This window comes from Streptomyces cinereoruber (genome assembly GCF_009299385.1).
Classification (GTDB): Bacteria; Actinomycetota; Actinomycetes; order Streptomycetales; family Streptomycetaceae; genus Streptomyces; species Streptomyces bikiniensis.
This window is the reverse complement of the sequence record NZ_CP023693.1, coordinates 2,075,720-2,102,014: the sequence shown is the minus strand read 5'-3', so window position 1 is coordinate 2,102,014 and position 26,295 is coordinate 2,075,720. Positions and strand designations below refer to the sequence as shown.

The 26,295-nt window shown below is 73.6% G+C and carries 28 protein-coding genes; 22 read left to right on the top strand and 6 right to left on the bottom strand.

The window, feature by feature from the left end:
- Positions 1 to 65 precede the first annotated feature (65 nt).
- Positions 66 to 3,605, top strand: coding sequence for a DNA polymerase III subunit alpha (dnaE, locus tag CP977_RS09255; RefSeq protein ID WP_062756527.1), 3,540 nt, complete (start codon positions 66 to 68; stop codon positions 3,603 to 3,605).
- A 72-nt stretch (positions 3,606 to 3,677) separates the two neighbouring features.
- Here dnaE and CP977_RS34005 read toward each other — a convergent pair whose 3' ends face one another.
- On the bottom strand, positions 3,678 to 3,851 hold the full coding sequence (locus tag CP977_RS34005; RefSeq protein WP_167309042.1) for a hypothetical protein: 174 nt from the start codon (positions 3,849 to 3,851) through the stop codon (positions 3,678 to 3,680).
- Between the two features lie 224 nt (positions 3,852 to 4,075).
- Here CP977_RS34005 and CP977_RS09250 point away from each other — a divergent pair, with 224 nt between their 5' ends.
- The 4 genes from CP977_RS09250 to CP977_RS09235 all read left to right on the top strand — a co-directional run bounded on the left by CP977_RS09250 (position 4,076) and on the right by CP977_RS09235 (position 8,003).
- Positions 4,076 to 5,416: an NYN domain-containing protein gene (locus CP977_RS09250; protein ID WP_152369898.1), complete on the top strand. Its 1,341-nt coding sequence runs from the start codon at positions 4,076 to 4,078 to the stop codon at positions 5,414 to 5,416.
- Positions 5,417 to 5,436: 20 nt separating this feature from the next.
- Positions 5,437 to 6,417, top strand: coding sequence for an ABC transporter ATP-binding protein (locus tag CP977_RS09245; protein WP_079131243.1), 981 nt, complete (start codon positions 5,437 to 5,439; stop codon positions 6,415 to 6,417).
- Between the two features lie 112 nt (positions 6,418 to 6,529).
- Entirely contained in the window at positions 6,530 to 7,357 is an 828-nt protein-coding gene (locus tag CP977_RS09240) for an ABC transporter permease (RefSeq protein ID WP_062756530.1), read from the top strand.
- Between the two features lie 34 nt (positions 7,358 to 7,391).
- Positions 7,392 to 8,003: a DUF2567 domain-containing protein gene (locus CP977_RS09235; RefSeq protein ID WP_152369897.1), complete on the top strand. Its 612-nt coding sequence runs from the start codon at positions 7,392 to 7,394 to the stop codon at positions 8,001 to 8,003.
- 19 nt (positions 8,004 to 8,022) lie between these two features.
- On the opposite strand, the gene ybaK is transcribed toward CP977_RS09235, so the two are convergent.
- From ybaK to CP977_RS09215, 4 genes are all read right to left on the bottom strand, one after another.
- Complete coding sequence (ybaK, locus tag CP977_RS09230; RefSeq protein WP_109185740.1) at positions 8,023 to 8,526, bottom strand: Cys-tRNA(Pro) deacylase; 504 nt, start codon at positions 8,524 to 8,526, stop codon at positions 8,023 to 8,025.
- 54 nt (positions 8,527 to 8,580) lie between these two features.
- Positions 8,581 to 9,318, bottom strand: coding sequence for an LON peptidase substrate-binding domain-containing protein (locus CP977_RS09225; protein WP_062756533.1), 738 nt, complete (start codon positions 9,316 to 9,318; stop codon positions 8,581 to 8,583).
- Positions 9,319 to 9,329: 11 nt separating this feature from the next.
- On the bottom strand, positions 9,330 to 10,409 hold the full coding sequence (locus tag CP977_RS09220) for a hypothetical protein (RefSeq protein ID WP_152369896.1): 1,080 nt from the start codon (positions 10,407 to 10,409) through the stop codon (positions 9,330 to 9,332).
- Between the two features lie 190 nt (positions 10,410 to 10,599).
- On the bottom strand, positions 10,600 to 12,213 hold the full coding sequence (locus CP977_RS09215; RefSeq protein WP_109186100.1) for an oxidoreductase: 1,614 nt from the start codon (positions 12,211 to 12,213) through the stop codon (positions 10,600 to 10,602).
- A 194-nt stretch (positions 12,214 to 12,407) separates the two neighbouring features.
- On the opposite strand from CP977_RS09215, the gene hisD reads away from it, so the two are divergent.
- The 10 genes from hisD to CP977_RS09170 all read left to right on the top strand — a co-directional run bounded on the left by hisD (position 12,408) and on the right by CP977_RS09170 (position 20,146).
- Positions 12,408 to 13,748 carry a histidinol dehydrogenase gene (gene hisD, locus CP977_RS09210; protein ID WP_152369895.1) on the top strand — a complete coding sequence of 447 codons (1,341 nt, stop codon included), beginning with the start codon at positions 12,408 to 12,410 and terminating at the stop codon, positions 13,746 to 13,748.
- Positions 13,745 to 14,851, top strand: coding sequence for a histidinol-phosphate transaminase (locus CP977_RS09205; RefSeq protein ID WP_062756536.1), 1,107 nt, complete (start codon positions 13,745 to 13,747; stop codon positions 14,849 to 14,851). The genes hisD and CP977_RS09205 overlap by 4 nt, the downstream gene beginning before the upstream one ends.
- The gene (hisB, locus tag CP977_RS09200) at positions 14,848 to 15,441 is read left to right on the top strand and encodes an imidazoleglycerol-phosphate dehydratase HisB (protein ID WP_030205445.1); all 594 of its coding nucleotides are present in this window, start codon (positions 14,848 to 14,850) and stop codon (positions 15,439 to 15,441) included. The genes CP977_RS09205 and hisB overlap by 4 nt, the downstream gene beginning before the upstream one ends.
- Before the next feature lie 2 nt (positions 15,442 to 15,443).
- Complete coding sequence (locus tag CP977_RS34000; RefSeq protein ID WP_163013881.1) at positions 15,444 to 15,608, top strand: hypothetical protein; 165 nt, start codon at positions 15,444 to 15,446, stop codon at positions 15,606 to 15,608.
- Positions 15,605 to 16,276, top strand: coding sequence for an imidazole glycerol phosphate synthase subunit HisH (gene hisH, locus CP977_RS09195; RefSeq protein WP_062756537.1), 672 nt, complete (start codon positions 15,605 to 15,607; stop codon positions 16,274 to 16,276). The genes CP977_RS34000 and hisH overlap by 4 nt, the downstream gene beginning before the upstream one ends.
- A complete protein-coding gene (priA, locus tag CP977_RS09190; RefSeq protein WP_062756538.1) occupies positions 16,273 to 17,004 on the top strand; it encodes a bifunctional 1-(5-phosphoribosyl)-5-((5-phosphoribosylamino)methylideneamino)imidazole-4-carboxamide isomerase/phosphoribosylanthranilate isomerase PriA in 732 nt (243 codons plus the stop codon). The genes hisH and priA overlap by 4 nt, the downstream gene beginning before the upstream one ends.
- Positions 17,001 to 17,429: a RidA family protein gene (locus CP977_RS09185; RefSeq protein ID WP_062756539.1), complete on the top strand. Its 429-nt coding sequence runs from the start codon at positions 17,001 to 17,003 to the stop codon at positions 17,427 to 17,429. The genes priA and CP977_RS09185 overlap by 4 nt, the downstream gene beginning before the upstream one ends.
- Positions 17,426 to 18,181, top strand: a complete 756-nt coding sequence (hisF, locus tag CP977_RS09180; protein WP_062756540.1) for an imidazole glycerol phosphate synthase subunit HisF — start codon at positions 17,426 to 17,428, stop codon at positions 18,179 to 18,181. Before CP977_RS09185 ends, hisF begins: the two co-directional genes overlap by 4 nt.
- A gap of 118 nt (positions 18,182 to 18,299) precedes the next feature.
- Positions 18,300 to 18,887 carry an ArsR/SmtB family transcription factor gene (locus tag CP977_RS09175; protein ID WP_152369894.1) on the top strand — a complete coding sequence of 196 codons (588 nt, stop codon included), beginning with the start codon at positions 18,300 to 18,302 and terminating at the stop codon, positions 18,885 to 18,887.
- Positions 18,884 to 20,146: an MFS transporter gene (locus CP977_RS09170; RefSeq protein ID WP_152369893.1), complete on the top strand. Its 1,263-nt coding sequence runs from the start codon at positions 18,884 to 18,886 to the stop codon at positions 20,144 to 20,146. Before CP977_RS09175 ends, CP977_RS09170 begins: the two co-directional genes overlap by 4 nt.
- Positions 20,147 to 20,194: 48 nt before the next feature.
- On the opposite strand, the gene CP977_RS09165 is transcribed toward CP977_RS09170, so the two are convergent.
- Positions 20,195 to 20,830, bottom strand: a complete 636-nt coding sequence (locus tag CP977_RS09165; RefSeq protein WP_062756543.1) for a TIGR03085 family metal-binding protein — start codon at positions 20,828 to 20,830, stop codon at positions 20,195 to 20,197.
- A gap of 84 nt (positions 20,831 to 20,914) precedes the next feature.
- Here CP977_RS09165 and hisI point away from each other — a divergent pair, with 84 nt between their 5' ends.
- From hisI to trpM, 7 genes are all read left to right on the top strand, one after another.
- Positions 20,915 to 21,265 (top strand): phosphoribosyl-AMP cyclohydrolase, encoded by a 351-nt coding sequence (hisI, locus tag CP977_RS09160; RefSeq protein WP_062756544.1) that lies wholly within the window; start codon positions 20,915 to 20,917, stop codon positions 21,263 to 21,265.
- 11 nt (positions 21,266 to 21,276) lie between these two features.
- Positions 21,277 to 22,767 (top strand): anthranilate synthase component I, encoded by a 1,491-nt coding sequence (locus tag CP977_RS09155; RefSeq protein WP_062756545.1) that lies wholly within the window; start codon positions 21,277 to 21,279, stop codon positions 22,765 to 22,767.
- Between the two features lie 14 nt (positions 22,768 to 22,781).
- Positions 22,782 to 23,438: a TIGR02234 family membrane protein gene (locus CP977_RS09150; RefSeq protein ID WP_079131244.1), complete on the top strand. Its 657-nt coding sequence runs from the start codon at positions 22,782 to 22,784 to the stop codon at positions 23,436 to 23,438.
- Between the two features lie 136 nt (positions 23,439 to 23,574).
- On the top strand, positions 23,575 to 23,829 hold the full coding sequence (locus tag CP977_RS09145; RefSeq protein ID WP_062756547.1) for an HGxxPAAW family protein: 255 nt from the start codon (positions 23,575 to 23,577) through the stop codon (positions 23,827 to 23,829).
- 413 nt (positions 23,830 to 24,242) lie between these two features.
- Entirely contained in the window at positions 24,243 to 24,611 is a 369-nt protein-coding gene (locus CP977_RS35490) for a DUF2752 domain-containing protein (RefSeq protein ID WP_372460682.1), read from the top strand.
- A 139-nt stretch (positions 24,612 to 24,750) separates the two neighbouring features.
- Positions 24,751 to 25,560 (top strand): indole-3-glycerol phosphate synthase TrpC, encoded by an 810-nt coding sequence (gene trpC / locus CP977_RS09135; RefSeq protein ID WP_062756549.1) that lies wholly within the window; start codon positions 24,751 to 24,753, stop codon positions 25,558 to 25,560.
- A gap of 67 nt (positions 25,561 to 25,627) precedes the next feature.
- Positions 25,628 to 25,843 carry a tryptophan biosynthesis modulator TrpM gene (trpM, locus tag CP977_RS09130; protein WP_062756550.1) on the top strand — a complete coding sequence of 72 codons (216 nt, stop codon included), beginning with the start codon at positions 25,628 to 25,630 and terminating at the stop codon, positions 25,841 to 25,843.
- Positions 25,844 to 26,295 lie beyond the last annotated feature (452 nt).

The following is a 26,295-nucleotide window of genomic DNA, read 5'->3' as shown; positions in this document are numbered from 1 at the left end:
CTCCGACACCGTCCCCCTCAGACTGCCCGCAGCCTGCCCGTCGTCGTTCCCGGAGGCCTTCCGCCGTGACCAAGCCGCCCTTCACGCACCTCCACGTCCACACCCAGTACTCGCTGCTGGACGGTGCCGCGCGGCTGAAGGACATGTTCGACGCGTGCAACGAGATGGGCATGACGCACATCGCCATGTCCGACCACGGCAACCTGCACGGGGCGTACGACTTCTTCCACACGGCCAAGAAGGCCGGGGTCACGCCGATCATCGGCATCGAGGCGTACGTCGCCCCCGAGTCCCGGCGGAACAAGCGGAAGATCCAGTGGGGCCAGCCGCACCAGAAGCGGGACGACGTCTCCGGCTCCGGCGGCTACACCCACAAGACGATCTGGGCGGCGAACGCCACCGGACTCCACAACCTCTTCCGGCTCTCCTCCGACGCCTACGCCGAGGGCTGGCTCCAGAAGTGGCCCCGGATGGACAAGGAGACCATCTCCCAGTGGTCCGAGGGCCTGATCGCCTCCACCGGATGCCCCTCCGGCGAGCTCCAGACCCGGCTGCGCCTCGGCCAGTTCGACGAGGCCCTGAAGTCCGCCTCCGAGTACCAGGACATCTTCGGCAAGGACCGGTACTTCCTGGAGCTGATGGACCACGGCATCGAGATCGAGCACCGGGTCCGCGACGGGCTCCTGGAGATCGGCAAGAAGCTCGGCATCCCGCCGCTCGTCACCAACGACTCCCACTACACCTACGCGCACGAGGCGACCGCCCACGACGCCCTGCTCTGCATCCAGACCGGCAAGAACCTCTCCGACCCGGACCGCTTCAAGTTCGACGGCACCGGCTACTACCTGAAGTCCACGGACGAGATGTACGCCGTCGACTCCTCGGACGCCTGGCAGGAGGGCTGCCGCAACACCCTCCTGGTCGCCGAGCAGGTCGACACCACCGGCATGTTCGAGGCCAAGAACCTCATGCCGAAGTTCGACATCCCCGAGGGCTACACCGAGGTCACCTGGTTCCGCGAGGAGACCATGCGCGGCATGCACCGCCGCTTCCCCGGGGGCATCCCCGAGGACCGCATGAAGCAGGTCGAGTACGAGATGGACACGATCATCTCGATGGGCTTCCCCGGCTACTTCCTCGTCGTCGCCGACTTCATCATGTGGGCGAAGAAGCAGGGCATCGCCGTGGGCCCCGGCCGGGGCTCCGCGGCCGGCTCGATCGTCGCGTACGCCATGGGCATCACCGACCTCGACCCCATCCCGCACGGACTGATCTTCGAGCGCTTCCTCAACCCCGAGCGCATCTCCATGCCCGACGTCGACATCGACTTCGACGAGCGCCGGCGCGTCGAGGTCATCCGGTACGTCACGGAGAAGTACGGCTCCGACAAGGTCGCCATGATCGGCACCTACGGCAAGATCAAGGCCAAGAACGCCATCAAGGACTCCGCGCGCGTCCTCGGCTACCCGTACGCCATGGGCGACCGGCTCACCAAGGCCATGCCCGCCGACGTCCTCGGCAAGGGCATCGACCTCGACGGCATCACCAACCCCTCCCACCCGCGCTACAGCGAGGCGGGCGAGATCCGGGCGATGTACGAGAACGAGCCCGACGTGAAGAAGGTCATCGACACCGCCAAGGGCGTCGAGGGCCTGGTCCGGCAGATGGGCGTGCACGCCGCCGGCGTGATCATGTCCAGCGAGCCGATCGTCGACCACGCCCCGATCTGGGTGCGGCACACCGACGGCGTCACCATCACGCAGTGGGACTACCCGCAGTGCGAGTCGCTCGGCCTCCTGAAGATGGACTTCCTGGGCCTGCGCAACCTCACCATCATGGATGACGCCGTCAAGATGGTGAAGGCGAACAAGGGCATCGACCTCGACCTGCTCGCCCTGCCGCTCGACGACCCGAAGACCTTCGAACTGCTCCAGCGCGGCGACACCCTCGGCGTCTTCCAGTTCGACGGCGGCCCCATGCGCTCGCTGCTCCGGCTGATGAAGCCCGACAACTTCGAAGACATCTCCGCCGTGTCCGCCCTGTACCGGCCGGGCCCGATGGGCATGAACTCGCACACGAACTACGCCCTGCGCAAGAACAAGCAGCAGGAGATCACCCCGATCCACCCCGAGCTGGAGAAGCCGCTCGAAGAGGTGCTCGCGGTCACCTACGGCCTCATCGTGTACCAGGAGCAGGTCCAGAAGGCCGCCCAGATCATCGCCGGGTACTCGCTCGGCGAGGCCGACATCCTCCGCCGCGTGATGGGCAAGAAGAAGCCCGAGGAGCTGGCCAAGAACTTCACCATCTTCCAGGCCGGCGCCCGGAAGAACGGCTACAGCGACGAGGCCATCCAGGCCCTCTGGGACGTCCTGGTCCCCTTCGCCGGCTACGCCTTCAACAAGGCGCACTCCGCCGCGTACGGCCTGGTCTCCTACTGGACCGCCTACCTCAAGGCCAACCACCCGGCCGAGTACATGGCGGGACTCCTCACCTCGGTCAAGGACGACAAGGACAAGTCCGCCGTCTATCTGAACGAGTGCCGGCGCATGGGCATCAAGGTCCTGCCGCCCAACGTCAACGAGTCCCAGTCGAACTTCGCCGCCCAGGGCGACGACGTGATCCTCTTCGGCCTCACCGCCGTCCGGAACGTCGGCACCAACGTCGTCGAGTCGATCATCAAGACCCGCAAGTCCAAGGGGAAGTACTCCTCCTTCCCCGACTTCCTCGACAAGGTCGAGGCCGTCGTCTGCAACAAGCGGACCGTCGAGTCGCTGATCAAGGCCGGCGCCTTCGACGAGATGGGCCACACCCGCAAGGGCCTGGTCGCCCACCACGAGCCCATGATCGACAACGTGGTGGCGGTCAAGCGCAAGGAGGCCGAGGGGCAGTTCGACCTCTTCGGCGGCATGGGCGAGGAGACCAGCGACGAGCCCGGCTTCGGCCTGGACGTCGAGTTCTCCGACGTCGAGTGGGAGAAGTCCTACCTGCTCGCCCAGGAGCGCGAGATGCTCGGCCTCTACGTCTCCGACCACCCGCTCTTCGGCATCGAGCACGTCCTCTCCGACAAGACGGACGCGGCGATCTCCCAGCTCACCGGCGGCGAGCACAGCGACGGCGCGGTCGTCACCATCGGCGGCATCATCTCCGGCCTCCAGCGCAAGATGACCAAGCAGGGCAACGCCTGGGCCATCGCCACCGTCGAGGACCTCGCCGGCTCCATCGAGTGCATGTTCTTCCCGGCCACCTACCAGCTGGTCTCCACCCAGCTCGTCGAGGACACGGTCGTCTTCGTCAAGGGCCGGCTCGACAAGCGGGAGGACGTGCCCCGCCTCGTCGCCATGGAGCTCCAGGTCCCCGACCTGTCCAACGCCGGGACCAACGCGCCGGTGATCCTCACCATCCCCACGGTCAAGGTCACCCCGCCGATGGTCAGCAGGCTCGGCGAGATCCTCAAGCACCACAAGGGCAACACCGAGGTGCGGATCAGGCTCCAGGGCCCGCGCAAGACCACCGTGCTGCGGCTCGACCGGCACCGGGTGACGGCCGACCCGGCGCTCTTCGGCGACCTGAAGGTGCTGCTCGGCCCGTCCTGCCTGGCCGGCTGACCCCACCCCCGTACACGCGCAAGGGGCGCGCCCGTCGTCACGGGCGCGCCCCTTTGCCGTACGCGAAAGCCGTCAGTTGTGGCCGAAGCGCTTCTGGCGGCCCTTGCGGGCGACGTCGCTCGGGAGGACCTGGGACGCGCGCTGCGCGGCCTCGGACTCCATCGCCGACTGCTGCGCCTGCTGGGCGCCGCGCTCGGCCGGGGACTGCTGCTTCTGAGCACGGTTCTGGTTCCGGTTCTTGGCCATGGTGATGCCTCCTCAAGGGAATTAGGGGCCAGGGCCGCTGTCAGACTCACATACGGTGTGAAACGCCGCATTTTGGATCATTACGGAGGGTCAGTACCCCTCCGAGCAGGACATCCGCCACGCCGATGATCCAGTTCCCACCGTCAAGCCACCGGCGGTCGGGCAGACTCGAAGGGAACCCGGAGAACTTCCGATCCCGAGTCCGACCCCAGGGCCGAAAGAGGGTGGAACACGTGGACCGCTGCGTCGTCCTGGTGGACGCCGGCTACCTGCTGGGCGCCGCTGCCAGCCTCCTCGCCGGGGAACCGGCCCGTTCCCGGATCACGGTCGACCACGCCGCGCTGATCCAGCAGCTCCGCCAGCGGGCCGAGGCCGAGACCGCGCTGCCCCTCCTGCGCATCTACTGGTTCGACGGCGCGCCCGACCGGGTGCCCCAGCCCGAGCACCGCAGACTGCGCGTGATGCCCCGGGTCACCGTCCGGCTCGGCGCCCTGACCAGGAGCGACGGACGCTGGGCGCAGAAGGGCGTCGACGCGGCCATGCACACCGAGCTGACCGAGCTCGCCCGGAACAGGGCCTGCTCCGACATCGTGCTCGTCACCGGCGACGGCGACCTGCTGCCCGGCCTCATGTCCGCCAAGGAGCACGGCGTCGCCGTCCACCTCTGGGCCGTCCAGGCCGCCGACGGCGACTACAACCAGTCCGAGGACCTCGTCGCCGAGGCCGACGAGCGCCGGGTCCTCGACCGGGCCTGGATCACCCGCGCCGTCCGCGCCAAGGACCTCACCGGACTCTGCGCGCCCCCGCCCGCCCCGCGCCCCGAGATCGCCGCCATCCTCTCCGCGCCGCTGCCCGAGGCCGCCCTCGCCGCCTCCGCCGAACGGGCGGCGGAGGCCGCCGCGCGGGCGACCGTACGGAACGGGAGCACGGCCCCGGCCGAGGTGAACGGCTCCCCGGCCTCCTCCGGCGCCCCCGACGGCCACGATCACGATCACGGCCACGACCGGGCCGGAGAGAACGGACGCGCCCCGGCCCCGGGCAGGGGCGTCCCCACCCCCAAGGACCTCGCGGGACTGCGCGCCCCCGCCGCCAACGGCACCCACGGCCCCTCCGCCGTACAGAGCGCGAGCGCGCTGCGCTGGTCCTCCGACCGGGGCTGGGTCGAGCGCCCCGCCCCCCTCGGCGAACCGGCCGAGACCGCCTCCCTGCCCACCCTCGCCACCCTCACCAGCGCCGAGCAGCGCTGGGCCGACCGCGAGGAGGACATCACCACCGTCGGCGGCGACCCCTTCGAGGTCGGGCAGGTGTTCGCCCGCCGCTGGATGGAACGCCTCCCGGAGCAGAGCCACGTCCAGAGGCTCTCCGCCCTCTACCCCCGCATCCCGCACCGCATCGACGGCGAACTCCTCCGCTACGCCGCCCGCTTCGGACTCCTCGCCCACAAGGACGACCAGATCGACGAGCACGACCGGTACGCGATCCGGGCCGGTTTCTGGCGCGAGATCGACGTCCGCGCCGCCGCCGAACACGCCCCCGCGCCCGGAGCCGGCCCGGCGACCCCGTAGGCTCTCCCTCCGTGAGTACGGTGTGCGCGGTGCGGGATCTGGTCAAGACGTACCCCGCCACGCGCGGCAGGCGCGGTGCGCCGGGGACCCCCGAGGTGCGGGCCACCGACGGGATCAGCCTCGACGTGCGCGGCGGGGAGATCTTCGGGCTGCTCGGCCCCAACGGGGCGGGCAAGTCCACCCTCGTCCGCCAGGTCACCGGGCTCATGCGGCCCGACTCCGGCTCCGTCGAACTCCTCGGCCACGACCTGGTGCGCCACCCCGAGCGGGCCTCCCGGCTCCTCGCCCACCTCGGCCAGGAGTCCACCGCCCTCGACGAGCTGACCGTCGCCCTCGCCGCCGAGACCACCGGCCGGCTGCGCGGCCTCACCGCCCGCGACGCGCGCGCCGAGAGCGGCGCCGTCCTGGAGGAGCTGGGCCTCACCGCGCTCGCCTCCCGGCCCCTCAAGAAGCTCTCCGGCGGACAGCGCCGCCTCGCCTGCGTCGCCGCCGCCCTCGTCGGCCGGCGGCCCGTCCTCGTCCTCGACGAGCCCACCACCGGCATGGACCCGGTCGCCCGCCGCGCCGTCTGGTCCGCCGTCGACCGGCGCCGCGCCGAACACGGCACCACCGTCCTCCTCGTCACCCACAACGTCATCGAGGCCGAGACCGTCCTCGACCGGGTCGCCGTCCTCGAACACGGCCGGGTCATCGCCTGCGACACCCCGGCCGGACTCAAGGAGCGCGTCGCGGGCGAGGTCCGCGTCGAGCTGGTGTGGCGCGAGACCGCCCCCCTCCACCTGCCCGAGGTCGCCGCCCTGCGCGGCCTCGCCCAGGAGACCGGCCGGCGCTGGATCCTGCGGCTCGCCCCCGACGCGGCCCGCGCGGCCGTCGCCACCGTCACCGGCGGCGCCGCCTTCGCCGCCCTCGACGACTTCACCCTGGCCACCCCCAGCCTGGAGGACGTCTACCTCGCCCTCGGCGGTGCGACGGAGGGCGCGGAGGGGCTGGTGAAGGGATGACCCGCCGCGCCCGTGGCGGCAGCCGCGCCCCCCGCCTCCCGTACGCGCCCCTCCCCACCCCCGGAGGGCCCCGCGTTCCGTACCCGCACGTGACCGTCAGGAGCTGTCCGCAGTGAGCACCGTGCCCGCCGAGGCCCTGCCGACCAGTGCGCCGGGCGTCCGGCCGCGCGACGACGAGGCCGCCGCCGCGCCCCTCGCCCCGAGCGCCCGGCTGCTGCCGTCCCTGGCCGCCGTCTACCGCGCCCAGCTCTCCCGGGCCCGCGTCGCCCGCATCCCGCTGCTCTTCGTCGCCACCTTCCAGTCCATCGGGATCATGGTCCTGATGCGCGGGGTCGTCGACGGCGGCTCCGAGGCGCGCGCCGTCGTGGCCGGCTCCACCGTCCTCGTCGTCGCCTTCGTCGCGCTCAACCTGCTCGCCCAGTACTTCGGGCAGCTGCGGGCCACCGGCGGCCTCGACCACTACGCCACCCTGCCGGTGCCGCCCGCCGCCGTCGTGCTCGGCGCGGCCGGGGCGTACGCCTCCTTCACCGTCCCCGGGACCGCCTTCACCGCCGTCGCGGGCTCCGTGCTCTTCGGCCTCCCGCTGACCCACCTGTGGATCCTGGTCGCCGTCGTCCCGCTCTCCGGCGCCGCCCTCGCCGGCCTCGGCGCGGCCCTCGGCCTCCTCGCGCCCCGCCAGGAACTGGCCACCCTCCTGGGCCAGCTCGGCATGTCGGCGGCGCTGCTCCTCGGCGTGCTCCCGGCGGAGCGGCTGCCCGCGCCCATCGGCTGGGCGCGGGACCTGCTGCCGTCCACGTACGGCGTGGAGGCACTGGCCCACACCTTCGACCCGCACCCCGACTGGGCGGCCGTCGCCCTCGACCTCGCCGTCTGCGGCGCGGTCGGCGCGGTCTCGCTCGCGGTCGCCACCTGGGCGTACCGCAGGGCCGCCGTCCGCTGAGGCGGGCCACCGGCACACCTGGCACGATGGCGGGGTGACCGCACCTCTGACTCCGCCTCACCAGCCGCAGCCGCACGACCCCGCCTGGCCCCCGCCGCCCCCGCCGTCCGGCCCGGAAGGGGACCCGATCACGGCGGCCGAGGTCATCCAGGGCGTCCTGGTGACCGTCGTCTCGGCGGTCGCGGGAGCGCTGCTCGGAGTCCTGTGGCTGAACCTCGCCCCCCGCGTCCTGCTCGTCTCGGACGGCAAGGGGGTCTACCTGCGGAACTCCGAGGCGGAGACCGCGATCGGCTCGGACGGCACGTTCGTCCTGCTCGCCCTGGCCTTCGGCGCGGTCGCCGGACTCGCCGTCTTCCTGCTGCGCCGCCGGGGCGGGGTCCCGCTGGTGCTCGGCCTGGCCGCCGGCGGCGTCCTGGGCTCCCTGCTCGCCTGGGGCCTCGGCACGCACTTCGGCCCGACCTCGGACGTGGTCGCCCACGCCAAGCAGGTGGGGCCCGACGTGCCCTTCGAGGCCCCGCTGGAACTGCACCTGGGGGCCGCCGCGCTCCTCGCCTGGCCGCTCGCGGCGATGATCGTGCACCTGGCCCTGACGGCCGCCTTCGGACCGCGCGACCCCGACCCCTGGGAGCAGCCGAAGGCGCTCTGACGCGCCCGGCCCGGCCCGGTCAGCCGCGGCCGATCGGGGCCACCACCGCCGAGGTGAGGGCGGCGAGGTCACCGGGGGAGAGCTCCACCTCCAGGCCGCGCCGCCCCGCCGACACGCAGATCGTCGCGTGCTCCGAGGCCGAGGCGTCGAGGACCGTACGGAGCCGCTTGCGCTGCCCCAGCGGGGAGATGCCGCCCCGCACGTAGCCCGTGGTGCGCTCCGCCGCCGCCGGGTCGGCCATCACCGCGCGCTTGCCGCCGACCGCCGAGGCCAGCGCCTTCAGATCCAGCTGGCCGGCCACCGGGACCACCGCGACCGTCAGCTCGCCGTCGACGTCCGCCACCAGCGTCTTGAACACCCGGCCGGGGGAGACGCCCAGGGCCTCCGCCGCCTCCTCGCCGTACGAGGCGGAGGCCGGGTCGTGCTCGTACGCGTGCACGGTGAACGGGGTGCCGGCCGCCGCCAGGGCCACCGTCGCCGGAGTGCCCCCGCTCCCGCCGTTCTTCTTCTGCTTCTTCGCCACGCGCTCCTCCTCGTTTCTCTCCCCGACCCGGAAGCCGGCCGGGGCCGGGCCGGCTCAGTTCGGGTACGTCGGGCCCTGCGTCAGGTCCACCGCCGGCAGCGACGGCAGGTGCCGCAGGACCGCCGTCTCCGTACGCAGCAGGGCCAGCTCCTCGCGCAGCCGCGTCGCCGTGTCCGGGGCCTGGAGCAGCCGCTGCTTCGACGGCGTGTCGAGCACCGCCGCCGCCGCGACCAGGTACGACACCACCGACGGGTCGTCCGGCAGCTCGCTCGTGGTCAGCGAGCGCTCCTTGGCCCCCGCCAGCCGCTTCTGGTAGTTCCGGAAGGCCCGCAGCACCCCCTCGGCGAGCGTGCCCGCGTCCTCGCCCGGCTCCTCCGGGATCTCCTCGACCTCGGCCGTCAGGAACGGGCCGCCCGCGTCGACCGAGAGCAGCTTCACCCGGGTCGTGCCGGTGGTCATCACCTCGAAGCTGCCGTCGGCGCGCTCCCGGATGCTCGCCGCGTCGGCGACGCAGCCCACCCGGTGGAAGGACTGGATCGGGTCGGGGCCGAACCCCGCCGCCGGACCCTTCTCCGGCAGCGCCGTCGGGTCCGGCAGGCCGGGCGCGGTCGGCGCGACCTCGCGGCCGTCGCGGATCGCGACGACGGCGAAGCGGCGCGGCCGCGACTCGTCGATCGTGAGCAGCTCGCGCATCATGGCGCGATAACGCTCCTCGAAGACGTTCAGCGGCAGCACGAGGCCCGGGAACAGCACCGTGTTGAGGGGGAAGAGGGGCAGACGGGCGGTGGTCACAGCCGCCAAGCCTAATGGCCGCCGGGCCCGCCCCGTCCGGCCCGTCCGCGACCGGGCGTCCACAGGGGCGTCCGGCGGGCCACTTCGAGCCGCGTCCGGTCCCGCGCGGCCAGGAAACGGACGAGGGGATCCCCGCTGCCCGGGCGGAGCCGGGAGCCCGGGGGAGGGGACTCCGGTACGGCGTCCCGCGCCGGCCCCCAGGGGAACGAGGTCGCGTGGGGGCCGATCCGGCCGAACTCCTCGAGGGCCTCCACCCACCGCCCCCGCTCCATCAGCAGGTGCGCGAGTACGTTGCGGACCCCGGCCGGCCACGGGTCGCCCGCGGGGAAGACCGCCGACAGGGCCAGCGCCCGGTCCGCCGCCCGGTCGAGGACGGCCGCCGGCTCGGACCCGTCCCACCCCGGCGCCACCCGCAGCGCCTCGTGGGCGGCGCGGACCGGCAGCGCCCGCACGAGCGAGTCCGGGGCGGCGTCGTCGGCCGCCCGTTCCGCGAAGTCGAAGGCGGCGCGCCGCGAGCCGTGCCCCTGGGCGGACAGGTACTTCAGGGCCGCGACGTGACAGCCGTAGTGGCGCGGGGAGCGGCGCACGGCCTCCGCCCACAGCGTCTCGAAGACGTCGGGCCCGGCCTGCGCCCCGCGCGCGTGGTCCAGGGCGAGCCGCCACGGCACCGGGTCGCGCGGCGCCTCCTCGGCGATCCTCCGGACCAGCGGGTCGAGCTCGCGCAGCCGCTCGGCCCGCGCCGGGGACTCCCACGCCCGGCGGACGGCGAGCTGCGCCGTGACGAGCAGGGCGTCCGGGTCGCGGGGCGCGGCGGAGAGCCACCGGAGCAGCCAGTCCTCCCTGCGGTGCGCGAAGACGGCGAGCCGGGTGACGTACCGGTCGCGGTCCTCCCACTCGGCCGCGTCCCGGGCGGTCGCGAGCAGCTTCGCCGCGGGCTCCGGGTCGGCGAGGGCGGCGGCCACCAGGGCGGGGGCGAGCCGCTCGTCCGGGGCGTCGAGCAGCACGTCGTCGTCCGGCACGAGCCCGGCGGCGAGCCGGGGGGCGTGCCGGGCCGAGCGGGCGGCGCCGACAAGGGCGCGGAACATGGACATGGCGTGACGTATTGTCCCCCGGCCCCCCTCGCCGCCGCAGCCGTCCCGGCCGGTCGTGACAGCTCCCTCACCGCGCCCTGACAGCTTCCACACGCCTGCCGCACCCGCCCCCCGGTTCCTCCGCCCGAACCTCCCCGCTTCCTCCGCGCACACCTCCCCGCTTTCTCCGCCCGAACCTCCCGCCTCCTCCTCACCCCCTGCTCAGCAGGCGGGTCGCGCCCGCCGCCACCGTCGTCGCGAGGATCCAGCCCAGCAGGATCAGCACCGCCGCCACCCACTGCCACACGCCTTCGAGGCGCCAGTAGCCGTCCTGACCGAGGTTGATCACCGGCAGCAGCAGGTCCAGCGCGTACAGCGTGCCGTTCCACTCGGGAGCCTCGTCCTTCTTCAGCGGCACCGGCCGGTAGTGGGAGAAGGCCACCGTGCCCGCCGCCCACAGCACCGCCATCCAGAGCGCCGCCCGGCCCGGCCGGTAGCCGTACGCCACCGTCCAGTCCTGGAGGTAGCCCCAGAGCTTCCCGGCCAGCGGCAGCGTCTCCCGCCGGCGCCGCTGCTTGGCGAGCAGCACCTCGCGGGCGTCCGCGTCCTCCCCGCTGTTGCGCAGCACCGTCGCGAGCCGCTCGTACGGCTCGGGGGCGTACTCAGGGGTCGCCGCCGCCACCCACTCCAGGCGCAGGGACAGCGGGAACCGCTCGTACGGCACGAGGTTCTCGTAGACGAAGCCGCCCATCGCCAGGCCGCCGGGCCCCGGCCAGCTGCTCCACAGGTCGATGAGCGTGACGATCTTGGCGCCGTTGAGCACCACCCGCCCCTCCTCCGGGCGCTCGCCGTTGAACCGCAGCTCCGGGGTGACGATCCGGCGCAGCGACACCTCCTCCCGGCGCGCCCCGTCGAGCAGGAACCGGGCGTGCTTGAGGTCCACCGCGTCCCCGAACCGCCCGTCGTCCAGGCGCACCCCGCCGTGGAACTCGACCGGCTTGCGCCGCGTGCCCCGGGCGGGCGTCAGCCCGTACGGCGGGGTGGCCGTCGAGCCGCCCGCGGCCCCGGCGGTCCCCGTCCCCTCGTACACCCAGGCCGCGTTCAGATAGAGGGAGCGCTCCACGGTCAGCTGCGGAGCGTTGAGCGCGCGGCGGCCCTGGGCGCCGCGCAGCACGCTGCCCCGCAGGCTGAGCGAGACCCCGACCTGGGCCCCGCGCAGGCTCAGCTCGCCGTACGTCTCGATCAGCTCGGCCTGGAGGTCCTGCGCCACCACCATCCCGTCCGCCGCGATCGCCCGCCCCCGCCGGTCCGGCCACACCTGGATCTGGTTGATCAGCAGGTCCGTGCCGATCTGGGCGTCCGTCAGCCGGATGCCCCACCGCACCCGGCAGCGCGGCAGGTGCAGGTCCCCCTCCGTGTGCAGCCGGGCCGCCTCCAGGCGCGGCAGCGCGCACTCCACCATCCGCAGGGTGCCGAACCGGGCCTCGGGCACCGCCACCTCGCCGTCGAACCGGCACCCCTGCAGCTCCACGTACGGCCCTATCGTCCCGCCCGCCAGGTCCAGGACGCCGGTGATCCTGGCCCCGCGCAGCTTCAGCGCGGCCACCCGCCCGGACCGGGCCTCCGGCCCGGAGAGCAGCAGCAGCGCCACCACCTCGGCGCGGACGCTCCGCTCCTCCCCCCACTCATGCGCCCCGAACGGGTCGTCCCGCTCCGCGACCCCCTCCGTCAGATCGCACGTCCTGCCCACCCGGAACGCCCGCCACAGCGCCCGCTCCGGAGCCGTGAGGCCGTCCGGCATCCCGTCCTCGTGCGGCTCGGTCACTGCCGCCCCCTCGCTTTCCACGATCCGCATCCACGATTCCGCTTCCCGGACCCCGTGGATTCGTACAGCCGTTCTTCCCGCTGTGTGACGGGCTGAACGCTAACGGTCAGGAGTGGCGACAAGACGCCAGTGTGGTGTGTATCAGCCAGTGATACGGGCGTCCGGCGCCGTGGGGCGTCTGAGAGAATTGACCCGTGATCTCTCGAATCGATCTGCGCGGCGAGGCCCTCCCCGAGGGTTCCGCCCTGCGTGACCTGCTGCCCCGTGCCGAGTTCGACGTGGAAGCCGCCCTGGAGAAGGTGCGGCCGATCTGCGAGGACGTACGGCATCATGGCGCGGCCGCGGTGATCGACTACGGGGAGAAATTCGACGGCGTCCGCGTCCCGAGCCTGCGCGTCCCCGCCGAGGAGCTGACCCGCGCCCTCGACGAGCTCGACCCTGCCGTCCGCGCCGCCCTGGAGGAGTCCGTCCGGCGCGCCCGGCTCGTCCACCGCGAGCAGCGCCGCACCACCCACACCACCCAGGTCGTGCCCGGCGGCACCGTCACCGAGAAGTGGATCCCCGTCGAGCGCGTCGGCCTGTACGTGCCGGGCGGCCGCTCCGTCTACCCGTCCTCCGTCGTGATGAACGTCGTCCCGGCCCAGGAGGCCGGCGTCGAGGGCGTGGCCGTCGCCTCGCCCCCGCAGCGCGAGTTCGGCGGCCTGCCGCACCCGACGATCCTGGCCGCCTGCGCCCTGCTCGGCGTGGACGAGGTCTACGCGGCCGGCGGCGCCCAGGCCATCGCCATGTTCGCGTACGGCACCGAAGCGCGCGGGGACGAGCCCGGCTGCGCCCCCGTCAACCTGGTCACAGGGCCCGGCAACATCTACGTGGCCGCCGCCAAGCGCCTCCTCAAGGGCCGCATCGGCATCGACGCCGAGGCCGGCCCCACCGAGATCGCGATCCTCGCGGACTCCACCGCCGACCCCGTGCACGTCGCCGCCGACCTCATCAGCCAGGCCGAGCACGACCCGATGGCCGCCTCCGTCCTCGTCACCGACTCCGAGGAGCTGGCCGAGGCCACCGAGGCCGAGCTGAAGACCCAGGTCGCCGCCTCCAAGCACGTGGACGACCGGATCGTCCCGGCCCTGGCCGGCCGCCAGTCCGCGGTCGTCCTCGTCCGCGACCTCGCCGACGGCCTCAAGGTCGTCGACGCGTACGGCGCCGAGCACCTGGAGGTCCAGACCGCCGACGCCGCCGCCGTCGCGGACCGCGTCCGCAACGCCGGCGCGATCTTCGTCGGCCCCTGGGCCCCCGTCTCGCTCGGCGACTACTGCGCCGGCTCCAACCACGTCCTGCCCACCGGCGGCTGCGCCTGCCACTCCTCGGGCCTCTCCGTGCAGTCCTTCCTGCGCGGGGTGCACATCGTGGACTACACCCGCGACGCCCTCGCGGACGTCGCCCACCACGTGGTGACCCTCGCGGAGGCCGAGGACCTGCCGGCCCACGGCGCCGCGATCAAGGCCCGCTTCGAGTGGAAGGTGCCGCAGCGGTGACCGGAATCGACGACCTCCCCGTCCGCGACGAGCTGCGCGGCAAGTCCCCCTACGGCGCGCCCCAGCTCGACGTCCCCGTCCAGCTCAACACCAACGAGAACCCCTACCCGCTGCCCGAGCCGCTGGTGGCCCGGATCGCGGAGCGGGTCGCCGAGGCCGCCCGCGGCCTCAACCGCTACCCCGACCGGGACGCGGTCGAGCTGCGCACCGAGCTCGCCCGCTACCTCACCCGCACCGGCGGGCACCCGGTCGCCGCCGAGAACGTCTGGGCGGCCAACGGCTCCAACGAGGTCCTCCAGCAGCTCCTCCAGACCTTCGGCGGCCCCGGCCGCACCGCGATCGGCTTCGAGCCCTCGTACTCGATGCACGCCCTGATCGCCCGCGGCACCGGCACCGGCTGGATCTCCGGCCCCCGGAACGAGGACTTCACCATCGATGTGGAGGCCGCCCGGAAGGCGATCGCCGAGCACCGCCCGGACGTCGTCTTCATCACCTCGCCCAACAACCCCACCGGCACCGCCGTCGACGCCGACACCGTCCTCGCCCTGTACGAGGCGGCCCAGGCGGCCAGGCCGTCGATGGTCGTCGTGGACGAGGCGTACGTCGAGTTCAGCCACCGCGACTCGCTGCTGCCCCTCATCGAGGGCCGCCCGAACCTGGTGGTCTCGCGGACCATGTCCAAGGCCTTCGGCGCCGCCGGACTCCGCCTCGGCTACCTCGCCGCCCACCCCGCCGTGGTCGACGCCGTGCAGCTCGTCCGGCTGCCGTACCACCTCTCCGCCGTCACCCAGGCCACCGCGCTCGCCGCCCTGGAGCACACCGACACCCTCCTCGGGTACGTCGAGCAGCTCAAGGCCGAGCGCGACCGGCTCGTCGCCGAACTGCGGGCGATCGGCTACGAGGTCACCGAGTCCGACGCCAACTTCGTGCAGTTCGGGAAGTTCCCCGACACCCACGCCGCCTGGCGGGCGATCCTCGACCGGGGCGTCCTGGTCCGGGACAACGGCGTACCGGGATGGCTGCGCGTCACCGCCGGCACCCCCGAAGAGAACGACGCGTTCCTCGACGCGGTCCGTGAATTGATGAAGGAGCAGGAACGATGAGCCGCGTAGGCCGCGTTGAGCGCACCACCAAGGAGACCTCCGTCGTCGTCGAGATCGACCTCGACGGCACCGGAAAGGTCGACGTGTCGACCGGGGTCGGCTTCTACGACCACATGCTCGACCAGCTCGGCCGCCACGGCCTCTTCGACCTGACCGTCAAGACCGACGGCGACCTGCACATCGACTCGCACCACACCATCGAGGACACCGCCCTCGCCCTCGGCGCCGCCTTCAAGCAGGCCCTCGGCGACAAGGTCGGCATCTACCGCTTCGGCAACTGCACCGTCCCGCTGGACGAGTCGCTCGCCCAGGTCACCGTGGACCTCTCCGGCCGCCCGTACCTCGTGCACACCGAGCCCGAGAACATGGCGCCGATGATCGGCTCGTACGACACGACGATGACCCGGCACATCTTCGAGTCCTTCGTCGCCCAGGCCCAGATCGCGCTGCACATCCACGTCCCGTACGGGCGCAACGCCCACCACATCGTGGAGTGCCAGTTCAAGGCCCTCGCCCGCGCCCTGCGCTACGCCTCCGAGCGCGACCCGCGCGCCGCCGGCATCCTTCCCTCCACGAAGGGCGCGCTCTAGTCGTGAACGGCCTCTCCACCATCCTGATCGTCGTCGGGCTGTTCCTGCTCGGCGGCATCTACTCCTTCGCCAAGCAGCAGATGCCCAAGGGCGTCATCGTGCTGCTCTCCCTCGGCGCCGCGATGTGCCTCGCGGCCGGCGTGCTCCGTCTGGACGTGTGGTCATGAGTGCATCGGAAAACCCCAAGAAGGCAGCGGGAAACTCCAAGAAGGTCGTCGTCTTCGACTACGGCTTCGGCAACGTGCGCTCCGCCGAGCGCGCCCTCGCCCGGGTCGGCGCCGACGTCGAGATCACCCGCGACTACGAGCGCGCCATGAACGCCGACGGTCTCCTCGTCCCCGGCGTCGGCGCCTTCTCCGCCTGCATGCGGGGGCTCAAGGAGGCCCGCGGCGACTGGATCGTCGGCCGCCGCCTGGCCGGCGGCCGGCCCGTCATGGGCATCTGCGTCGGCATGCAGATCCTCTTCGCCCAGGGCATCGAGCACGGCGTGGAGACCGAGGGCCTCGACGAGTGGCCCGGCACGGTCGAACCGCTGAACGCCCCCGTCGTCCCCCACATGGGCTGGAACACCGTCGACGCCCCCGCCGACAGCGAGCTGTTCGCCGGGCTCGACGCCGACGCCCGCTACTACTTCGTGCACTCCTACGGCGTGCGCGAGTGGACGCTGGAGGTCGGCAACCCCAACATCCGCGCCCCCAAGGTCAGCTGGGCCACCCACGGCGAGCCCTTCGTCGCGGCCGTCGAGAACGGCGCCCTGTGGGCCACCCAGTTCCACCCCGAGAAGTCCGGCGACGCCGGAGCCCAGCTCCTCACCAACTGGATCGGAACCCTGTGAGCAGCACGCTTGAACTCCTCCCCGCCGTCGACGTCCGCGACGGGCAGGCCGTCCGCCTCGTGCACGGCGAGTCCGGCACCGAGACCTCCTACGGCTCCCCGCTCGAAGCGGCCCTCGCCTGGCAGAACTCCGGCGCCGAGTGGCTGCACCTGGTCGACCTCGACGCGGCCTTCGGCACCGGCGACAACCGCGAGCTGATCGCCGAGGTCGCGAAGGCCATGGACATCAAGGTGGAACTCTCCGGCGGCATCCGCGACGACGCCTCGCTCGCCGCCGCCCTCGCCACCGGCTGCACCCGCGTCAACCTCGGCACCGCCGCCCTGGAGACCCCCGAGTGGGTCGCCAAGGTCATCGCCGAGTACGGCGACAAGATCGCCGTCGGCCTCGACGTGCGCGGCACGACCCTGCGCGGCCGGGGCTGGACCCGCGACGGCGGCGACCTGTACGAGACGCTGGCCCGCCTCGACTCCGAGGGCTGCGCCCGCTACGTCGTCACCGACATCGCCAAGGACGGCACCCTCCAGGGCCCCAACCTGGAACTCCTGAAGAACGTCTGCGCGGCCACCGACAAGCCCGTCGTCGCCTCCGGCGGCGTCTCCTCCCTGGACGACCTGCGGGCCCTGTCCGGCCTGGTCCCGCTGGGCGTCGAGGGCGCGATCGTCGGCAAGGCGCTGTACGCCAAGGCCTTCACGCTCGAAGAGGCCCTCGAAGCGGTGGCCCAGGCATGACGGGCGAACTCCGCAAGGTCGTCACCGGCGCCCCCTGGGAGGACCAGTTCGGCTACTCCCGCGCGGTCGAGCTGCCGAACGGCACGGTCCTGGTCTCCGGCTGCACGTCGGTGGTCGGCGGCCAGATCGCCGGCGGCGGCCCCCACGAGCAGACGGTCAACTCCTTCAACGTCGCCTTCGGCGCGCTGAAGCAGCTGGGCCTGGGCCCGGAGCACGTCGTCCGCACCCGGATGTACATCACCCACGCCCGGGACGTGGAGGAGGTCGGCCGCGCCCACAAGGAGCTGTTCGACGCCATCCGCCCGGCCGCCTCGATGATCATCGTCTCCGGCTTCGTCGATCCGAGCCTGGTCGTCGAGGTCGAGGTCGAGGCCTACCGGCCGGAGGCCCACCGGGCCGGGACCGACCGGGGGGAGGGCGCATGAGCCTCGCCGTACGCGTGATCCCCTGCCTGGACGTGGACAACGGCCGGGTCGTCAAGGGCGTCAACTTCCAGAACCTGCGGGACGCGGGCGATCCCGTCGAGATGGCGAAGCTGTACGACGCCGAGGGCGCCGACGAGCTGACCTTCCTCGACATCACCGCCTCCTCCGGCAACCGGGAGACCACCTACGACGTGGTGCGCCGCACCGCCGAGCAGGTCTTCATCCCGCTCACGGTCGGCGGCGGCGTGCGGTCGGCCGAGGACGTCGACAAGCTGCTGCGGGCCGGCGCCGACAAGGTCGGCGTGAACACCGCGGCCATCGCGCGTCCCGAGCTGATCCAGGAGATCGCGGAGCGCTTCGGCCGCCAGGTGCTGGTCCTGTCCGTGGACGCGCGCCGCACGGAGACCGGCTCCTTCGAGGTCACCACGCACGGCGGCCGCAAGGGCACCGGCATCGACGCCGTCGAGTGGGCGCACCGCGCCGCCGAGCTCGGCGCGGGCGAGATCCTGCTCAACTCGATGGACGCGGACGGCACGAAGGACGGCTACGACACCGAGATGATCGCGGCCGTGCGCAAGCACGTGACCGTGCCGGTGATCGCCTCCGGCGGCGCGGGGAAGCTCTCCGACTTCCCGCCGGCCGTCGCGGCGGGCGCGGACGCGGTGCTCGCGGCCTCCGTCTTCCACTTCGGCGACCTGCGGATCTCGCAGGTCAAGGGAGCGCTGCGGGAGGCGGGCCACGAGGTCCGCTGACACCTGGTTCCGCTTTCCGGAAGGGCCCCCTCGGGGGCCCTTCTTCACGGCCAAGTATGCAGGATTTCTTTCGCAATTTTAGTTGTGCAACTTTTCTTTCGTATCTAGGGTCGTGGACATGAACCCACCGGAGCACCGCCGGATCACCGACCTCGGCACCCTCAAGGCCATTTCGCACCCGCTGCGGATGCGCCTCTACCGCGCCCTCTTCACGGCCCGCACCGCCACGGCCTCCCAGCTCGCCGACCAGGTCGACGAGGCCGTCTCCCTCGTCAGCTACCACCTGCGCAAGCTCGCCGACCACGGCCTCATCGAGGAGGCCGAGAACCGGTCCTCGGACGGCCGCGAGCGCTGGTGGCGGCCCAGCTCGTACGGCTTCAGCATCCACGACGAGGACATGCGCGACGCCCCCGAGCTCGTCGCCGCCAACACCGCCTTCAGCCGTACGGTCGAGGCGCAGCGCGGCGAGATGCAGGCCCGCTTCCTCGACGAGCGGCACACCTGGTCCGCCGAGTGGCGCACCGCCTCCACCAGTTCCGAGTGGCTGCCCCGCCTCACCGCCCCCGAACTCGCCGCACTCGCCGCCGAACTGGACGCCGTCGTCAAGAAGTACGACCAGCGGGCCCGCGCCGCCGAGGAGGCCGGCGACACCGAGGGCCGCGAGAACGTCGCCGTCCACATCAACGGCTTCCCCTACCGCGCATGAGCGCCGCCGTCCTCACCGCCGCCCCGCCGCGGCCCGCCCACCGCGACCCCCAGGTCCTGCGCTGGCTCGGCGCCTACACCGCCTCCACCGTCGGCGACAGCGTCTACTACCTCGCCCTCTCCTGGGCCGCCGTCAGCAGCGGCAGCCCCGCCCAGGCCGGTCTCGTCATGGCCGTCTCCGCCGTGCCCCGCGCCCTGCTCCTGCTCTTCGGCGGGGTGATCGCGGACCGGCTCGGCCCGCGCCGGGTCGTCCTCGCCTCCGACACCGCCCGCTGCCTGATGACCCTCGGCCTCGCCGCCGTCCTCCTCGCCACCTCGCCCGGCCTCTGGCTGCTCGCCGCCGCCGCGCTGGTCTTCGGCGCCGTCGACGCCGTCTTCCTGCCGGCCGTCGGCGCCCTCCCGCCCCGGATCGCGGCCCGCGACCAGCTCGCCCGCGTCCAGGGCCTGCGCGGCCTGGCCTACCGCATGGGCTCCGTCCTCGGCGCCCCGCTCGGCGGCCTCGCCGTCGCCACCGGCGGCCCCGCGAGCGCCTTCGGCGCCGCCGGAGCGCTCTTCGCCCTCTCGCTGCCCCTGCTCTGCGCCCTCCGGCTCCGCCCGCTGCCCACCGGGGAGAAGCCGCCCACCGGGGAGAAGGGGGAGAAGGCCGACGGCCCCGTCCTGCGCGACCTCGCCGACGGCCTGCGCCACCTGCGCGGGCACCGGGTCCTCGGCCCGCTGATGATCACCATCCTCCTCGCCGACCTCGGCTTCGTCGGCCCCCTCAACGTCGGCCTCGCCCTCCTCGCGGAACAGCGAGGCTGGGGCGCCCCCGGCATCGGCTGGCTCCTCGCGGGCTTCGGCGCCGGCGCCGGGGCGGCCTCCCTGCTCCTCGCCGTCCGCGGCCGGCTGCCCCGGGCGGGCACCACCCTCGGCTGGACCATGGTCCTCGGAGCCGTGGCCGTCGCCGCCCTGGCCTTCGCGCCCCGGCTGCCCGTCGCCGTGGCCGTGGCCGTCGCCGTCGGACTGCTCGCCGGAGTCTCCGGGGCGCTGTGCCACGCCCTCGTCCAGACCGAGTGCGACCCCGCCTGCCTCGGCCGGGTGAGCGCCGTCTCCAGCCTGGGCAGCCTCGGCCTCGCCCCGCTCGGCATGCCGCTCACCGGCGCGGCGGCCGGCCTGTGGGGCACCGGCCCGGTCTTCGTCGCCGGAGCCGCCGTCTGCGCCCTCTCCGGAGCCTTCGCCCTCACGGTCCCGTCCCTGCGCCGCGCCGAACTGCCGAGGTAGCGCCGGGCGCGCTTCGATACGGCGCCGGGCTCCCCAAGCGGCTCGGGGTCAGATCCCCAGCTGCTTCGTCTCCCGCAGTCGCTCGATCGCCTGCGGCTCCCCGTCGAGCGCCACCTTCGCCGAGTCCTGCCGCCCGTACAGGTACATCGTCAGCTCGCCCGGCTCCCCGGAGGCCGTCACCACCGGGGCGCCCTTGTGGGCGACCACCGTCTGCCCGTCCGGGCGGCGCAGCACCAGGCCCACCGGGGCCTTGCGGCCGAGCAGCCGGGCCGTGCGCTCCAGACGGGACCAGAGGGCGTCCGAGAAGACCGGGTCCAGCTCGCGGGCCGACCAGTGGGGCTGGGCCCGCCGCACGTCCTCCGCGTGCACGTAGAACTCGACGACGTTCGCCCCCTCGTCCACCTGCTTGATCGCGAACGGCGAGAACTTCGGCGGACCCGTGCGGATCAGCCGGATCAGCTCGTCGTACGGCTTGTCGGCGAACTCCGCCTGCACCCGGTCCTGCCGGTCCTTGAGCGCCGGTACGAGCGAACCGGCCGCCGCGTCCGGGCGCCGCTCCCGCACCACCACATGGGCCGCGAGGTCCCGCGTCCGCCAGCCCTCGCAGAGTGTCGGCGCGTCCGGACCGGCCGCTTCCAACAGGTCCGCCAGCAGAAGCCGTTCACGTTTGGCATGGGTCGACATGTCCGCCAGCGTACGGCGGACGCCGACGGTCCGCCCAGTGGACGCCCCGCCGGACACCGCCCCCGGGCGCGGCACAATGGCGCCATGAGCAGCAATCTCGACCCGGCGATCGCCGCCCGCCTCAAGCGCAGCCCGGACGGACTCGTCCCCGCCATCGCCCAGCAGTACGACACCGGCGAGGTGCTGATGCTCGGCTGGATGGACGACGAGGCCCTGCACCGCACCCTCACCACCGGCCGCTGCACCTACTGGTCCCGCAGCCGCAACGAGTACTGGGTCAAGGGCGACACCTCAGGCCACGTCCAGCACGTCAAGTCCGTCGCCCTCGACTGCGACGCCGACACCGTCCTCGTCAAGGTCGACCAGGTCGGGGCCGCCTGCCACACCGGCGCCCGCACCTGCTTCGACGCCGACGTGCTCCCCGTATCCCAGTAAGGTCCGGTGCCATGGATCTCGACACCTTCCGCAAGCTGGCGGCCGACCGCCGCGTCATCCCCGTCAGCCGCAGGCTGCTCGCGGACGGCGACACCCCGGTCGGGCTCTACCGCAAGCTCGCCGCCGAACGCCCCGGCACCTTCCTCCTCGAATCCGCGGAGAACGGGCGCTCCTGGTCCCGCTACTCCTTCATCGGGGTCCGCAGCGACGCCACGCTGACGGTGAAGGACGGCGAGGCCCACTGGCTCGGCACCCCGCCCGTCGGCGTCCCCGCCGGCGGCGACCCCCTCCAGGCCCTGCGCGCCACCGTCGAGACCCTCCACACCCCCCGCGACCTGGCGTCCGGCATGCCCCCGTTCACCGGCGGCATGGTCGGCTACCTCGGCTACGACATCGTCCGCCGCCTGGAGAGGATCGGCGAGCACGGCCGGGACGACCTGGAGCTCCCCGAGCTGACCATGCTCCTCACCAGCGACCTCGCGGTCCTCGACCACTGGGACGGCTCGGTCCTCCTGATCGCCAACGCGATCAACCACAACGACCTGGAGACCGGCGTCGACGAGGCGTACGCGCACGCCGTCGCCCGCCTCGACGCCATGGAGGCCGACCTGGCCCGCCCGGTCGCCACCGCCCCCACCGCCCTGCCCGCCTCCGAGCTGCCCGCCTACTCGGCCCTCTGGGGCGGCCCCGCCTACCAGGCGGCCGTCGAGGACGTGAAGGAACGCATCAGGGCCGGCGAGGCCTTCCAGGTCGTGCCCTCGCAGCGGTTCGAGACCCCCTGCACCGCCTCCGCGCTCGACGTCTACCGGGTCCTGCGGGCCACCAACCCGTCCCCGTACATGTACCTCTTCCGCTTCGAGAACGGCTTCGACGTCGTCGGATCCAGCCCCGAGGCCCTCGTCAAGGTCGAGGACGGGCGGGCGCTCCTGCACCCCATCGCCGGCACCCGGCACCGCGGCGCCACCCCGCAGGAGGATCACGACCTCGCCGAGGAGCTGCTCGCCGACCCCAAGGAGCGCGCCGAGCACCTCATGCTCGTCGACCTCGGCCGCAACGACCTCGGCCGGGTCTGCGCGCCCGGCTCCGTGGAGGTCGTCGACTTCATGTCGATCGAGCGGTACTCCCACGTCATGCACATCGTCTCCACCGTCACCGGCCGGGTCGCCGAGGGCCGCACCGCCTTCGACGTCCTCACCGCCTGCTTCCCCGCCGGCACCCTCTCCGGCGCCCCCAAGCCCCGCGCCATGCAGATCATCGAGGAGCTCGAACCCTCCCGGCGCGGCCTGTACGGCGGATGTGTCGGTTATCTCGATTTCGCCGGCGACGCGGACACCGCCATCGCCATCCGTACGGCCCTGCTCCGCGACGGCACCGCGTACGTGCAGGCCGGAGCGGGTGTCGTCGCCGACTCCGACCCGGTCGCCGAGGACGACGAGTGCCGCAACAAGGCCGCGGCCGTCCTCCGGGCCGTCCACACCGCCAACCGGATGAACGCCGTCTGAGCCGGTAGGGGATAGTGGGACACGTGAGTGCCGTACCCGTACCCGTACCCCAGCCCCGGGCCGCCCGCGCGGCCGCCCCCACCGGTGGCCGTCGCAGCCTGGCCGCGGCCCTCCTCCTCGGCGCCCTCGGCGCCACCGTCGTCCTGCTCTCCGCCGGTCAGATCTGGGCGGAGGGCACCGCGGCCGTCGGCGGCGGCAGCGTCCCCGTCGAGGCCGACGGCGGCACCGTCACCGGCGTGCCGACCGCCCTCGCGATCGTCGGCCTCGCCGCGCTCTTCGCCGTCTTCGCCGTCCGTCGCACCGGCCGCGCCCTGGTCGCCGCGGTCCTCGCGCTCAGTGGCGCGGGCGCCGCGCTCGCCGCCGTCCTCGGCGCCTCCGACCGGGCCGCCCTGGACGCCGAGGCCGCCCGGATCAGCGGCGACACGGCCGCCGCCGTCGCCGGCCTGACCCACACCGCCTGGCCGTACGTGACCGCCGCCGGCGCCGTCCTCATCCTGCTCGCCGGCCTCTTCGCGCTCCGCTTCGGCAAGAACTGGCCGGCCATGGGCGGCCGCTACGAGCGCGCCGGCGCCCCGCGGGCCGGACGCAAGGCCCCCACCACCGACCCGGACCGGCCCGAGGACCTGTGGAAGGCCCTGGACCGCGGCGAGGACCCCACCCGGGGCGCGTGAGCCGGGGGCCGACCGCGACGCGTGATCGTCCCGGCACCCCCGATTCATCCTCGCGCGCCCGCGTGCGGGACAATGAGCGCCGAGCGTCCGCGCACGCGTGACCTCACCATCGAGCAACAGCAACGAGGAGCAACTCATGGCGGGCAGCGCCCACGGACACACCCCGGCCGCCTGGACCGGTGTCATCATCTCCTTCATCGGCTTCTGCATCGCCGGGGTCTTCATGGTGGCCGCCAACGTGCCCGGTTTCTGGGCGGGCATGGCCGTCGTCGTCCTCGGCGGTGTCGTCGGCGGGGCGATGAAGGTGGCGGGCCTCGGCATGCCGAAGCAGTCGGCCGACGTCGTCGCCGCCCGCGAGGCCGCGACCACCACCGCGCGGGCCCGCTCCTGACGCGACCCCACGCACCCGAGGGCGCGGCCCGGCACCGCCGGACCGCGCCCTCGCGCGTGGAGGGGCCCGTGCCGGGCTGACGCGTGGAAAGGGCTCGGGCGCGAGGGGGCCGGGCTGCGCCCCCGCGCCCGAGGGGCGAGAATCACGGCGTGGACCCGCACCCGACGCCCGAACCCGCGACCGACACCGCCCACAGCACCCGGTCGGCGGAACCGGCGGACACGAATGTCCCGCCCGCCCCGACCCCGCTCCCGGGGGCTGAGGCTCCCCACCGGGGGGCGGCTGTACGCCCGGAGGCGGCCGTAGGACCAGAGGCGGCGGTCGTACCCCCGCCCCCGCCTGGCACCCCCTGGTCCGTACCCCCCGTACCCCCCGCCCCGCCCCGGTCGCGCGCCCGGCGCCTGCTCGCGCCCGTGGCGACGCTCGCCGGGGTCGTCGGGGCGTTCGCGTACGTCGGGGCCGTCGACCCCAACGAACCCGGGCACTACCCCGTCTGCCCGCTGCTCCGCTTCACTGGCGTGTACTGCCCCGGCTGCGGCGGCCTCCGCAGCGCCCACGCCTTCGCCCACGGCGACCTCCCGGCCGCCCTCGGCGCCAACGCCCTCGCCGTCGTCGGCTACGGCGTGTTCGCCGTCGTCGCCGTCCTGTGGCTGGTTCGCGCCTACCGGGGCGTACCGATGCGCCTCGCGGTCCCGCCGAACTGGTGGTGGGGGATCGGGGCCGTCCTCGCCCTCTTCACCCTGGTCAGGAACCTTCCCTTCGGCTCCGCGCTGGCCCCGTGAGCACCCGCCGGAACCCCGCCGGGACGTCCCAGCAGATGGGACGCCGCTCCGGCCGATGCGAGACCGGGGCCGTCCTGCGGATAGGATCGATGTGGCTGAACCTGGTTCATCATCACCGTCCCGGAAGGGGGCCCCTCGCGTGAGTGTGCTCGACGAGATCATCGAAGGCGTACGCGCCGACCTCGCAGAGCGGCAGGCGCGGGTCACCCTCGACGAGCTCAAGGAGCGTGCCGCCAAGGCCCCGCAGGCCAAGGACGGCGTCGCCGCACTGCGCGGCGACGGCGTCAAGGTGATCTGCGAGGTCAAGCGCTCCAGCCCGTCCAAGGGCGCGCTCGCCGCGATCGCCGACCCGGCCGGACTCGCCGCCGACTACGAGGCGGGCGGCGCCGCCGTCATCTCCGTCCTCACCGAGGAGCGCCGCTTCGGCGGCTCCCTCGCGGACCTGGAGGCCGTCCGCGCCAAGGTCGACATCCCCGTCCTGCGCAAGGACTTCATCGTCACCGCGTACCAGCTCTGGGAAGCGCGGGCGTACGGCGCGGACCTCGCGCTCCTCATCGTCGCCGCCCTGGAGCAGGAGGCCCTCGTCTCCCTCATCGAGCGGGCCGAGTCCATCGGGCTCACCCCGCTGGTCGAGGTGCACGACGAGGAGGAGGTCGAGCGCGCCGTCGACGCGGGCGCCCGGATCATCGGCGTCAACGCCCGCAACCTCAAGACCCTCAAGGTCGACCGCTCCACCTTCGAGCGCGTCGCCCCCGAGATCCCGGCCCACATCGTGAAGGTCGCCGAGTCCGGCGTCCGCGGCCCGCACGACCTCATCGCGTACGCCAACGCGGGCGCCGACGCGGTCCTCGTGGGCGAGTCCCTGGTGACCGGCCGCGACCCGAAGGCCGCCGTCGCCGACCTGGTCGCCGCCGGCGCCCACCCGGCCCTCCGCCACGGGCGGGGCTGACCGGACCGTGACCCCCCGCCGCGACACGCCGACCCCTCCGGGCCCCGCCGCCCGGGGAAGCGTCGCCGTGCCGTCGGCACCCGGGCGCCGCGGCCGGCTCCGTACCGCCGCGGCCCCCGTCCCCGCGCACGCCCCCCTGGCCCGGGGCTGCCGCCCGCGCGGCTGCCGCGCGCCCGCCCGGCGGGTCCTCGGCCGCCGGGTGCGGTACGTGATCGGCGACGAGCCCGGCCAGGTCAACGGCATGCGATGGCGCCCGCGCCCCGCGCGCGACGTCAACGCCTAGCCGTTCCGGACCCTTCCAGCACCTCGCCCGTGCGGGGCGCCTCCGCGCCGTGCGACCCCACCTGCGTGGGCCCTTGCCCCGCTCGGATGGGCGCCTCCGCACCTGTACCCACCCGCACCACCGGCGCGGCGCAGACGGGGTGCGGGCCAAGGCGCGGAAGCCTAGGCCCGGCAAGGGGCGCCGTCCCGCTGTGCCCACCCTCCCCCAGAGGGGGGACCCCCACGCCCCAGCGGAACGACTGCCCACAACGGGCGGGGCGGGGCCTGCGGCCAGGCTGCCGGCATCGCCGGAGCGCACGCCCCGGCGCCGTTCCCGGACGGAAGGCCCGCAGCGGAGTGGCGGGCACCGCCAGGGCGCACGCCCGGGCACCGTCCCGGCCGGCGGCACCCCGCACCGGCGACCGCGTTGGCGTACACAGACGGTCCGCGCGCATACCGTGACCATCACCCACC